Source organism: Amycolatopsis marina (assembly GCF_900111885.1).
Lineage (GTDB): Bacteria > Actinomycetota > Actinomycetes > Mycobacteriales > Pseudonocardiaceae > Amycolatopsis > Amycolatopsis marina.
In genome coordinates this window covers 342,384-353,885 of the sequence record NZ_FOKG01000004.1, presented here as the reverse complement: position 1 = coordinate 353,885, position 11,502 = coordinate 342,384, and the positions used below count along the sequence as shown (strand labels likewise).

9 protein-coding genes are annotated in these 11,502 nt (G+C 68.4%); 2 read left to right on the top strand and 7 right to left on the bottom strand.

Annotated elements, in window-relative coordinates; translation table 11 throughout:
* Positions 1 to 13: 13 nt before the first annotated feature.
* Together acs and BM199_RS09565 are read right to left on the bottom strand one after the other, a co-directional pair.
* Complete coding sequence (gene acs, locus BM199_RS09570) at positions 14 to 1,984, bottom strand: acetate--CoA ligase (protein ID WP_091672076.1); 1,971 nt, start codon at positions 1,982 to 1,984, stop codon at positions 14 to 16.
* Positions 1,985 to 2,129: 145 nt separating this feature from the next.
* Positions 2,130 to 2,714, bottom strand: a complete 585-nt coding sequence (locus BM199_RS09565) for a GNAT family N-acetyltransferase (protein WP_091672174.1) — start codon at positions 2,712 to 2,714, stop codon at positions 2,130 to 2,132.
* A gap of 148 nt (positions 2,715 to 2,862) precedes the next feature.
* Between BM199_RS09565 and BM199_RS09560 the strand changes: the two genes are divergently transcribed.
* Entirely contained in the window at positions 2,863 to 3,360 is a 498-nt protein-coding gene (locus tag BM199_RS09560; protein ID WP_091672172.1) for a phosphoribosyltransferase, read from the top strand.
* Positions 3,357 to 4,115, top strand: coding sequence for an oxidoreductase (locus BM199_RS09555; protein WP_091672074.1), 759 nt, complete (start codon positions 3,357 to 3,359; stop codon positions 4,113 to 4,115). Before BM199_RS09560 ends, BM199_RS09555 begins: the two co-directional genes overlap by 4 nt.
* A 35-nt stretch (positions 4,116 to 4,150) precedes the next feature.
* On the opposite strand, the gene BM199_RS09550 is transcribed toward BM199_RS09555, so the two are convergent.
* From BM199_RS09550 to BM199_RS09530, 5 genes are all read right to left on the bottom strand, one after another.
* Positions 4,151 to 5,077 (bottom strand): N-acetylmuramic acid 6-phosphate etherase, encoded by a 927-nt coding sequence (locus BM199_RS09550; protein WP_091672170.1) that lies wholly within the window; start codon positions 5,075 to 5,077, stop codon positions 4,151 to 4,153.
* Positions 5,078 to 5,193: 116 nt separating this feature from the next.
* Positions 5,194 to 6,177 carry a MurR/RpiR family transcriptional regulator gene (locus BM199_RS09545; RefSeq protein ID WP_245788248.1) on the bottom strand — a complete coding sequence of 328 codons (984 nt, stop codon included), beginning with the start codon at positions 6,175 to 6,177 and terminating at the stop codon, positions 5,194 to 5,196.
* Between the two features lie 203 nt (positions 6,178 to 6,380).
* Positions 6,381 to 8,126 carry a serine hydrolase domain-containing protein gene (locus BM199_RS09540; protein ID WP_091672072.1) on the bottom strand — a complete coding sequence of 582 codons (1,746 nt, stop codon included), beginning with the start codon at positions 8,124 to 8,126 and terminating at the stop codon, positions 6,381 to 6,383.
* Positions 8,127 to 8,143: 17 nt separating this feature from the next.
* Positions 8,144 to 9,406, bottom strand: a complete 1,263-nt coding sequence (locus BM199_RS09535; protein WP_091672070.1) for an exo-beta-N-acetylmuramidase NamZ family protein — start codon at positions 9,404 to 9,406, stop codon at positions 8,144 to 8,146.
* Between the two features lie 46 nt (positions 9,407 to 9,452).
* Positions 9,453 to 11,240, bottom strand: a complete 1,788-nt coding sequence (locus tag BM199_RS09530; RefSeq protein ID WP_091672068.1) for a glycoside hydrolase family 3 protein — start codon at positions 11,238 to 11,240, stop codon at positions 9,453 to 9,455.
* Positions 11,241 to 11,502 lie beyond the last annotated feature (262 nt).

Genomic DNA, 11,502 nt, shown 5'->3' with positions numbered 1-11,502 from the left:
CGTGTTTGGTGGGTTATTCGTCGGTGGTGTTTTTGTTGAGGCCGGTGGTGATGTGGTCCATGACGGTGGTGTCGGCGAGGGTGGTGACGTCGCCGGGTTCGCGGTTTTCGGCGATGTCGCGGAGGAGTCGGCGCATGATTTTGCCGGAGCGGGTTTTGGGGAGTTCGGGCACGACGAGGATTTGGCGGGGTTTGGCGATGGGCCCGATCTCGGTGGCGACGTGGTTGCGCAGGGTGGTGGCGGTGTCGGTGCCGTGGTCGGTGGCGGTGCCGCGGAGGATGACGAACGCGACGATGCCTTGTCCGGTGGTGGGGTCGGTGGCGCCGACGACGGCGGCTTCGGCGACGTCGGGGTGGGACACGAGGGCGGATTCGACCTCGGTGGTGGAGATGCGGTGCCCGGAGATGTTCATGACGTCATCGACCCGGCCCAGCAGCCAGATGTCGCCGTCGTCGTCGTATTTCGCGCCGTCACCGGCGAAGTAGAAGCCCTGCTCGGCGAAGCGGGACCAGTAGGTGTCGCGGAAACGTTGCTCGTCGCCCCAGATCCCGCGCAGCATCGCCGGCCACGGCTCGTCGAGCACCAGGTATCCGCCGCCGCCCGGGGGGACTTCGACCCCTTGGTCGTCGACCACTTTCGCGGAGATCCCGGGCAGGGCGCGTTGCGCGGAACCGGGTTTGGCCGCGGTGACCCCGGGCAGCGGGGAGATCATGATCGCCCCGGTCTCGGTCTGCCACCAGGTGTCCACCACCGGGCACCGCTCACCGCCGATGTGTTCGCGATACCACATCCACGCCTCCGGGTTGATCGGCTCACCCACACTGCCCAGCACCCGCAGCGACGACAGGTCGTAGCGGGCGGGGATGTCGGCACCCCACTTCATGAACGTGCGGATCAGCGTCGGCGCGGTGTAGTAGATCGACACCTTGTGCTCGGCGATGATCTCCCAGTGCCGCCCCTCGTGCGGGGTGTTCGGCGTGCCCTCGTACACCACCTGCGTGGCCCGGTTCGCCAACGGCCCGTACACGATGTAGGTGTGCCCGGTCACCCACCCGATATCGGCGGTGCACCAGTACACATCCTCGCCCGCCCGGTGATCGAACACCGCATGATGGGTGTAGGCCGCCTGCGTCAGATACCCACCCGAGGTGTGCAGGATCCCCTTCGGCTTCCCCGTCGTGCCCGAGGTGTAGAGGATGAACAACGGATGCTCCGCGTCGAACGCCTCCGCGGTATGACTGTCCGACTGGGCCTCGACCACCTCGTGCCACCACACATCCCGGCCCTGCACCCACGACACCTCATCCCCGGTCCGGCGCACCACCAGCACCGTTTCCACCGACTCCGCCCCCGCCAACGCCTCATCCACATTGGCCTTCATCGGCGCCGCCTTACCCCGCCGATACTGCCCATCGGAGGTGATCACCACCTTCGCGGCCGCATCATCGACCCGCGACCGCAACGCCGCCGGGGAAAACCCCCCGAACACCACACTGTGCAACGCCCCGATCCGCGCACACGCCAGCATCGCCACAATCGCCTCCGGGATCATCGGCAACTGAATCGCCACCCGATCCCCCGACCCCACCCCCAACGACACCAACGCATTCGCCGCCCGGCACACCTCAACCCGCAACTGCCCATACGTCAGATCCCGCCGATCACCCGGCTCCCCCACCCAATGAATCGCGACCTGATCGGCAAACCCCGCCTCCACATGCCGATCCACACAGTTATAAGCCACATTCAACGACCCACCCACAAACCACCGCGCCACCGGAGCCCCGGACCAGTCCAACACCCGATCCCACCCCCGCTCCCACGACAACCGCCCCGCCTGCTCCGCCCAAAACCCCTCACGATCAACCCCAGCCCGCTCATACCACTCCCCAGACACATTCGCCCCCGCCACAAACTCAGCAGACGGCACAAAAGAACGGGTTTCGGTCGACAAGTTGTCCAGAGCCGGGGACTGCTCGGTCATGGTGATTGGCCTCCTGAATGTCGTGGGTCCACCGATGATGCCCTGCGCCTTACTCGAGGTCGGGTTGTGGGCACGATAGCGACGTTAGTACGCCACGAGGTAGGTTGCAGCAGCGTTGCGGCCGGGATTCCCGCCTCACCTGTGCTTACTGCAGTCTCTCGGTCAGTCGATCCCGCACGGCGGGCCATTCGGCGGCTGTGACCGCGTAGGTCACCGTGTCCCGCAGACTGCCGTCCTTGCGGATGCGGTGGGCCCGCGACACCCCTTCGCGGACGGCGCCGAGACGTTCGATCGCCCGTTGCGACCGACGGTTGCCGATATCGGTCTCCCAGCCGACGCGGACGGCGTCGAGCCGGTCGAACGCGTACTCCAGCAGCAACAGCTTCGCCTCGGTGTTGAGCCGGGTGCGTTGCCAGGGCGTCCCGATCCAGGTGTGCCCGATGAGGAGATTCCGGTGGTGGGAGTTGAGCTGGTAGTACGAGGTCGTCCCGGCGACCCTGCCGGTCGTCGCGTCGATCTGTGCCCAGGCCCTGCGGTCCGGCTGGTCGAGTATCGCCTGCACCTGCCCCCGCGTCCCGGACACGTCCGCCGGCTGGTGCTGGCTGAGCCAGGTCCACACCTCCGGGTCGCGTCCGGCGTCGTGCAGGCCATCGACGTGGGCGAGGCTCAAGGGCTCGAGGCGGACGTGCTTTCCGGAGAGGGTGGGGTGCAGTTTCCAGTTCTGGCTCACGGAGAGCACGGTAAATGCGCCAAGTGGCCCGATCGTAGGTCCACTGCAAAGTCAATCTGACAGGCCACTCGCTGGCCGGATCGCGGCTCATATGCTCGTACCCGACCGGGTCACGGCGATCGGGCGGGCGAATGGAAAGGTGCGGTCGATGGCGGCGGTACGGGAAGAACTGACCTGGGAGCTGTTCGGTACGGCGAGCAGGGAGCTGGCTCAGCAGATCGCCGACGACGGGTTCGAGCCCGACCTGGTGCTCTCGATCGCCAGGGGTGGGCTGTTCGTGGCCGGAGCGCTCGGCTACGCGCTGGACGTGAAGAACCTGCATGTGATGAACGTCGAGTTCTACACCGGGGTGGATCAGCGGCTGGATCTTCCGGTCATGCTGCCGCCGGTTCCCAACGCGGTGGACCTGACCGGTGCGACCGTCTTGGTGGCCGACGATGTCGCGGACACCGGCGCGACACTGAAACTGGTGCGCGACTTCTGTGCGGACCACGTCGCGGAGGTGCGGTGCGCCGTGGTCTACGAGAAGCCGGCTTCGGCGGTGTCCTGCGAGTACGTGTGGCGCCGGACCGACAGGTGGATCAACTTCCCGTGGTCCAGCCAACCACCCGTGGTCACTCGGAAAGGGCAGGTGCTCGACGCATGAGTACGGAAACCGGCAAACCGGCTGCGGAGGACCCACTGCAGCCGCTGCTCGCGCTGGACGGCGTCGCGCAGGCGGCGAAAGCCGCCCAGGACGCGGTGTTCGCTGTCCACCGGATGGGCGCCAACCTGCGCGGGGGCTCGGCGACCGCCGCCGAGGCATCCGTACGTGCCGCACGGGCGTCGGCCGGTATCGACGGCGCTGATCCGGAGATCCCGGCTGAAGGAGCGGTGAGCGACCCGGTGCTGGCGGGATCGCTACGGGTCGCCGAGGCGACGGAGTCGATACTGCCGACCTGGCGCAGGGCACCGCTACAGGCGCTGGCCAAGATCCATGTGCTGGCCGCGGCGGACCTGGTCACCGATCCCGACCAGTTGGGCAGGCCGCGGTCCGCGCCAGGAATCGCCGAGCGGCTCGAGTTGCTCGCGCAACTCACGACGGGTTCCACCGCCGTACCCGGCCCGGTGCTGACCGCGATCGTCCATGGTGAACTGCTGACACTCGGCGCGTTCGGTACGGCGGACGGGGTGGTGGCCAGGGCCGCGGCCCGGCTGACGATGATCGCGACCGGGCTGGACCCGAAGGCGCTCACCGTGCCGGAAGTGGCCTGCTTCCGCAAGGAACGCAGGTACCGGGCGGCTGCCGAGGCGTTCGCGACCGGTGAGCCCGACGGCGTCCGGGAGTGGTTGCTCTTCTGCTGCGAGAGCTTCGAGGCAGGCGCACGCGAAGCGAAGAGCATCTCGGACGCCGCCGGCTGAAGCGGCACACCCGGTGTCCTGCTCAAAGCTCGGGTTCAGCCAGCGTGGACGCGTACCGAGTCGAGCGCCGCGCGCACGTGGCCGTGGTTCGCCTCGAGTGCCCGTGCCGCCACCGAGGTGTCGACGTCGGACAGCAGTTGCACGAGGGCGGTCTTGAGGTCGCCGTCGGCCTCGCTGAGGGCCTCGGCGCAGACCTGGGCACTCATGCCGGTCGCTTCCCGCAGAATTCGCAGGGTGCGGCCGCGCAGCTTGGCGTTGGTGGCCCGCATGCTGACCATCAGGTTGGAGTACGTCCGCCCGAGCTTGATCATCGTCGCGGTGGAGAAGGCGGTCAGGATGATTTTCTGCGCCGTGCCGGCCTTCATCCGGGTCGAACCAGCGATCGCTTCGGGACCCGTGTCGACGGCGATCAGCACGTCGAGGTCCGGGGGGCGCACGGCGTTCGGGTTCCCGGAAACCAGCGCGGTTCCGGCCCCCTTGCGCTTGGCCGCCTGTAGCGCACCGAGGACAAACGGAGTTCTGCCCGAAGCCGTGAGGCCGAGCACGAAGTCCCCTGCCGCCACCGACCTGCCGACGTCGGCGGCTCCGGCCTTCGCGTCGTCCTCGGCGTTCTCCACGGCCTGCCGGAGGGCGCGTTCGCCCCCGGCGTGATGGGCGACGAACCAGTCCGGCGGCACGTTGAAGGTCGGGACGAGCTCGGCCGCGTCCAGCGTCGCCAGCCTGCCCGAGGTGCCAGCTCCCACGTAGTGCACCCGATGCCCGCCGCGCAGTGCCTCGGTGGCCAGGTCCACGGCGTCGGCGAGTTGCGGCAGTATCGCCTGGACCGCCTCGGGAACTCTGCGGTCCTCGGCATTGATCGTCGCGAGAATCTCGGACGTCGTCATCTTGTCGATGCCGGTCGTCCGGGGATTGCGCTGTTCCGTGGGGGAGTCGACGTGCACCACTTGGCGCGGCACGGTCATGAGGCGCCTCACAGTTCTCATCGGCGTCGAGACGGAGTGCGGTGTCCCGGCGCGTGCATCACCCCCGGCGGCGTGGTCGCCGTCGAGGTCCAGCGGTCGCCGCCGCGAGTTACCGGTCACTTTCCGGTTTCCCGTGGTCGTCGCCTGCCGTCGGGGCGGACGCCGAGCCGGTGCGCCCCCACAGCGTCCCGGGTCGCGTCCAGTGCGTTGACCGCCGCGTCCATGTGCTGCTGAGCCACACCGATGAACAGGCAGTCGATGACGGTGAGCTGTGCGATACGGCTCGCCGTCGCGCCCGAGCGGAACGTGGTCTCCCTGGCCGCCGTGGTGATCACGTGGTCGGCGACCTCGGTGATTGGCGATCGGGGAAAGTTCGTCAGTGCCACGGTGATGGCGCCGTGTTCCCTGGCCACTCGCAGCGCCTCCACGGTGTCGGTGGTGGCACCGGTGTGTGAAATTCCCACCGCGACGTCACCGGGGCTGAGGACTGCTGCGGACGTCAGCATGATGTGGGTGTCGGACCAGGCGAAGCTGACCCGGCCGATGCGGTGCAGCTTCTGCTGTAGGTCGGCGGCGACGAACGCGCTCGCGCCAACGCCGTAGACGTCCACGCGGCCCGCGGTGGCCAGTGCCTCGATCACCTGTTGCAGGGACGGAATGTCCAGTTGGTCGGCGGTCTCCTCGACGGCCCTGGCGTCGGCGTAGCTGACCTTGCTCACGACCGCGGCCAGATCGTCGTCGGTTGCGATCTCCCCGCCGAAGCTGCGGGACGATCGCGCCTCGGAACGGGCCGTGTCCGCGGCGAGCGAGATCCGCAGCTGCGGGTACCCGCCGACCCCGATCGCCTTGCAGAACCGGGTGACCGTGGTCTCGCTCGTGTTCGCGGCGAGGGCGACCTCGGTGATGCTGCGACGCGCGACGGAGGACGGGTCCTCCAGCACGACCTTCGCCACCCGCTGCTCTGCCCTTGCCAGGCCGGGTAGCAGGGAACGGATCCGGACCAGCGGTGACGAGTCTGCCTCGCGGGCGGACGCGTCGGCGGCTCCGGTGGCCAGTTCCTGGTCCACCGAAGTCGGCTCGTCTGCTGCTTCCGCGCCCATCGCCGGAAATTTACTAACTGTAGGCATCTGCGACAAGGTTACCCACGCCTTTCGGGTAGATCGCAACCCGACTGTGTTCCCACGTCGTAGTAGCGACTTGCTGGTTGATCAGAAAGTCGCTAACCAGGTTGCTGTCGTTAACCACTCGCCGCTAACGACTCTGCAACTTATCGGCGTCCGGGCCGCAGCGCCGGGAGCGGCGTTCACGACTCCGGTGACCAACCGTGCGCGACGAGTGAGCCCGGGTCGCGTTCGCCGTCGACGAGTGTGCCGTGGCGGTCGGCCACCCTTACAGCATCCACGTATACGCCACGGCCGGTATATCTCGTGTCAGTCCTGTAATGCCAACGGAGAGAGAATTCCGCCATCTGGGGGAGCTGGGCTCGGACAGTCCACCACTGACGGTGACCGGTGCCGGACAACGCGTCGACGTCGCCGGATGGCGCGCCAGGCCCGGTCGCGCGGACCGGGACCGCCTGCCACTCGCCGTCACCGGTGCTGATCTCCAGTGCGAGCGGGTCGGTGGTTTCGGAGTCCACAAAGGCCTTGAAGCTCACCGAGACCGGGCCACGGGACGTGAGGGTGCGGGTGCTCAACGTCGCCGAATCCTGGTCGCCGATGGCGGAGAACCATGCCTCGCGGCCGCGAGCGGGCCGCACCCGCATGGCCCTGGCGAGCGCCGTGGCCCAGGCCTGCCTCGCGGGGTTCACCGAGCCCCAGTTCCGGGACGGATGCACCCGGTTGGTGAGCAGCACGGCGACCGAACGTGAACCGGGGTCGATGACCAGGCTGGTTCCGGTGTATCCGGTGTGACCCGCTGTACGAGGTGAGGTCAGCGCCCCCATGTACCAGATCTGGTCGAGTTCGAAACCGAGTCCGTGCGCGTCACCGGGGAACTCCTGGTTGTAGTCGGTCAGCATCGACCGCACGGTGTGCGGCCGCAGGATTCGCTTCCCCGCGTAGCTGCCGCCGCCCAGAATCGCCTGCCCGAGTACGGCGAGATCGCCTGCCGTGGAGAACACGCCCGCGTGCCCTGCGACGCCGCCGAGAGACCAGGCGTTCTCGTCGTGCACCTGGCCGCGCACCATGCCGCGGTCGGGGGTGCTCTGGAACTCCGTCGCCGCGATCCGGTCGAGCTTGTTCGCGGGTGGGTTGTACCCGGTGTCGGACATGCCGAGTGGTTCGGTGATTCGCTCGGCGACCACAGTGTCCAACGGCTGCCCTGTGATGCGCTCGACCAGCACGCCGAGAGTGATCAGGTTGAGGTCGGAGTACCGGTAGGTGCTGCCGGGCTCGGTCACCGGAGCCACGTTCATCACCGCCGCGATCCGGGCGGCCCTGTCCGGCCAGTCCCGCCACAGCGGCAGGAACGGCTCGAGACCGGACGTGTGGGTGAGCAGTTGCTCCACCGTGATCCCGGACTTTCCGTGCACCCCGAACTCGGGCAGGTACCGCGCGACCGGCGCGTCCACGTACACCTCTGCCCGTTCGACCAGCTGCATCACCGCGATCGAGGTGAAGAGCTTGGAGATGGAGGCGAGGTCGAAGATGGTGTCGTCGCGCATCGGTACCTGCTCCGCGGGCGGCAGTTCCGTGCCGGACCCGTCGGAGTACCGCACGGCGGAGCCGGTGCTGAACCGCTCGACCACCTTTCCGTCGTGCACATGCAGCCCCACCGCTCCGGCGAACAGTGGGTGCCCACTCGCCGGGTCCGGCATGGTCCACTCGGTGAGTTGCTGTTCGGCGGCCAGGATGGGGGCCGGATCAAGGCCCGCTTCCTCCGGCGAGGCTGGGCGCAGCACCGTGTTCGCCGGGGCGAAGCCGTGCTGTGGCCGGTCGAACCGGCCGCCCGTGCCGCTGCCCTCCTCGGTGGTCGCCATCGCGTCCGCACCTGCTCCCGCCATGGTCAGCGCCGCGATCGAGAACAGCGCCAGAGCCTTCGTCCGCATCGCTCGCTCCCTGAAATCTACCGGTAGAGCAGGTGCTTCCGGCGCCTGCTGGTGAACTCGGCGAGCTCGCCCCGCCACGAACCGACGATCTCGTCGACGCCCGCACCGGCATCGACCATCGTCCGCAACCTGGTCGATCCACTGAGCTTGTCGATGAAGTTGTCCGGCCGCCAGGCGAACACGTCCGGGTAGACCCGACGCGCGGTGACGATCATCGCCACGGCCGTGCGAATGGCGTCGAAGGACCTGGGATCGGTGACCGTCAGCTGAACGCCGCCGCAGGTCTGCCCGGTGAACTTGCCGAAGGTGGGCACGTAGTAGTTCTCCCGGAATTCCGCTCCTGGCAGGCCGAGGGAGAGCAGCTCCTCTCGCCAGCGCCAGTCGATCCCCGGCGCTCCGATGATCTCGAAGGGGCGAGTCGTGCCCCTGCCTTCGGAGAGCACCGTGCCCTCGAACAGGCAGGTGCCCGGGTAGACCAGCGCTGTGTCGGGGGTCGGCATGTTCGGGCTCGGCGGCACCCAGTGCAGCCCGGTGTCCGCGAAGACGGTGTCCCTTCGCCAGTGCCGCAGTCGCACGATCTCGAGCCGGTCGCCAAGGCTGCCGCCGTCGTCGGGGAGGAACTCCGCATCGAAGAACCTCGCGAGCTCGCCGACGGTCATGCCGTGCTGCTGCACGATCGGCTTGCGGCCGACACCCGAGGCGAACGCGGGATCGAGCATCGGGCCGGCCGCCGTTCCACCCAGCGGGTTCGGCCGGTCCAGCACGACGAACGAGGCTCCGGTCTTCGAGGCGGCGACCATTCCCGTGTACATCGACCAGATGTAGGTGTAGAAACGTGCGCCGACATCGGCGATGTCGAACACCAGGGTGTCCACACCGGCTTTGGTCAGCATCTGGGCGAGCTTGTCGGCAGTGATGCCGTAGGCGTCGTACACCGGGATGCCCGTGCGCGGGTCGGTGTAGTCACCCTCGGATCCGCCTGCCTGCGCGCTGCCGCGGAAGCCGTGCTCCGGCCCGAAGGCGGCCGCGGGACGGACACCCGCGGCGACGAGCGAGTCCACGATGTGCTCGCCGCCGTGCAGAACTCCGGTCGGGTTGGAGAGCACGCCGACGGAGCGCCCGGCCAGCGCGCGCCAGCCCTGCGCGGCGAGCAGGTCGGCGCCGGTGGCCACGCGCCGCCGGTGTTGTTCGTCCGCCGTCGCCGAGACCTGTGATCCCGCCGCGAGTACCGGTGTCGCCAGCGCGCCTGCGGCGAGGAAGTGCCGTCTGTTCAGTGCCATCTGTTCGGAATCCCTGCGCTCGAAGTATGCGTGGCCATGACCCGGTTCACCAGGTCAGACCGTGGCCGAAGGGGTAGAGCACCGTGCCGGGGTCCGCGCCGGCCGGGATGCCGACGGGAAGCTTGCCCTGTGGCGCGACCTCGCCGCGGATCACCTTGGCCAGCGACGACATCGTGACCGCGCGCCAGTCGTAGGTGGCGATCCAGGTCGGGGCGTCGACGTAGCCGGGGTCGTAGGGTTCCTGGACGGCGACCGCGACGACCGGCTTTCCGGTGGCCAGCAGCTCGTTCAGCAGAGCGCGCTGGGCGCTGCTCGACCGCAGGTTGTTCGTCAGCACCACGACGAGCTCGGACTCACCGGCCAGCCGCACCGCGTTCTCGACGGCGGCGGCGTCCGGGCTGGACCCGGTGGACAGTGCGGTCGCCGAGGGCCCCATGGCCGCCGCGAGGGCCTCGACCGGCTCGGCCGGGTAACCCGGGTAGGTGGGCCGGTTCCAGCCGGTCACCAGCACGTTGCCGGTGTCCGCGCTGACCGGCAGTACCCCGTCCTCGTTGCGCAGCACGGTCGTGGTCCGGTCGGTGATCTCCTGAATCGCGGCGCGGTTCTCCCGTGTACCCACCTTCCGGTCCACGGCCCGCTCGTTGACCAGGGGCTTGGCCAGGATTCCGCGCTTCCACTTGAGTTCGAGGATCCGCCGCACGCTCTCGTCGATCCGCTGTTCGGACAGCCGCCCCGAACGCACCGCCGCCAGCACACCGTCGATCGCGACGCCGAGGTCCGGCGGCATCAGCATCTGGTCGACGCCTGCCTCGATCGCCCGTACCGGGATCTCGGCATCGGAGTACATCTCCCGCACACCGGCCATCTGCAGCGAGTCGGTGACCACCACACCGTCGTAGCCGAGTTCCGCACGCAGCAGATCGGTCATGATCGGCTTGGACAGCGTCGCGGGGTCGCCGGAGGGGTCGAGGCTCGGCATCGTGATGTGGGCGGTCATGATCGAGTCCGCCCCCGCGTCGATGGCAGCCTGGAACGGGGGCAGGTCGATCGCGCGCCATTCCTGCTCACTGCGGTCGATCACCGGAAGGCCGGTGTGGCTGTCGGTGGCCGCGTCGCCGTGGCCAGGAAAGTGCTTGGCCGCGGTGGAGACCGTCTTCGTGCGGGAACCGGAGTTCTCGTAGCCGTCGATCTGCGCTGCGACCAACCGGCCCGCGAGCTCGGGATCCGCGGAGAACGATCGGGAGCCGATGATGGGGTTCAGTGGGTTGGAGTTGACGTCGGCGTCGGGGGCGAAGTTCTGCGCGATGCCCATCGCGCGCAACTCGCTGCCGCTGATGGCGGCGGCCCCGCGGGCGTCCTCCGCGCTGCGGCCCGCGCCGAGCGCCATGGCACTGGGGTACTCCGTCGCCTGGTCCGCGATCCTGGTGACCCTGCCACCCTCCTGATCCACCGAGATGATCAGCGGCAGGTGCGGTTTGTTGCGCAGTGCGGCCAGTTGAAGCCCGTTGGACAGCCGGGCGACCTGCGCCGGTGTGTCGATGTTGTCGGTGCCGGAGTGGTTGAAGTAAATGACCCCGCCGACCTGGTACTTCGCGACCACCTCGGCAGGAGTGTTCACGCCGTACTTGGTCTGGTTGCCCTGATGGGTCTCCCCGGCCGACTGCCCCCACACGTCGGCGACGAACAGCTGTCCGACCTTCTGTTCCAGTGAAAGTCCACGCAGGATGTGTCCTGCCCACTGCTGCGCCGCGGCTTCCGCGTTCGCCGCATCGGGCTGCCGCTCGCTCATCGCTGCGGCCGGCCCGGTGCCTGCGACGACACCGAGGGCGAGCATGCCCGCGAGTGAGACGGCGAGCGCATGGGGCCTCCGGCGCCGGGAACGGATCGGGGCATGGCGGGTCGTCACGACGGCCTCCCTGTCTGGCCGCGGCCCTGGGGCGTGCGGCGGTGATCGAGACGATTCGAAATATTCTCACGTGAATCGACTGTTATCGGGAAGCTACTGACGTACCCGTGTCCGGTCAACGGCCCACTGTGCCGTTCGGACCAATCGGGCTGGATAACAGATTTGTCTCGGCTGTCCAGATCGGACGGAA

Excerpts from the sequence above, each read along its gene's own strand:
- BM199_RS09545 (WP_245788248.1), bottom strand. The coding sequence starts at position 6,177 with ATGGGCGCGGAAGCAGCAGACGAGCCGACTTCGGTGGACCAGGAACTG.
- BM199_RS09535 (WP_091672070.1), bottom strand. The coding sequence starts at position 9,406 with ATGGCACTGAACAGACGGCACTTCCTCGCCGCAGGCGCGCTGGCGACA.
- BM199_RS09555 (WP_091672074.1), top strand. The coding sequence starts at position 3,357 with ATGAGTACGGAAACCGGCAAACCGGCTGCGGAGGACCCACTGCAGCCG.
- BM199_RS09540 (WP_091672072.1), bottom strand. The coding sequence starts at position 8,126 with ATGCGGACGAAGGCTCTGGCGCTGTTCTCGATCGCGGCGCTGACCATG.
- BM199_RS09560 (WP_091672172.1), top strand. The coding sequence starts at position 2,863 with ATGGCGGCGGTACGGGAAGAACTGACCTGGGAGCTGTTCGGTACGGCG.
- BM199_RS09550 (WP_091672170.1), bottom strand. The coding sequence starts at position 5,077 with ATGACCGTGCCGCGCCAAGTGGTGCACGTCGACTCCCCCACGGAACAG.
- BM199_RS09530 (WP_091672068.1), bottom strand. The coding sequence starts at position 11,240 with ATGCTCGCCCTCGGTGTCGTCGCAGGCACCGGGCCGGCCGCAGCGATG.
- acs (WP_091672076.1), bottom strand. The coding sequence starts at position 1,984 with ATGACCGAGCAGTCCCCGGCTCTGGACAACTTGTCGACCGAAACCCGT.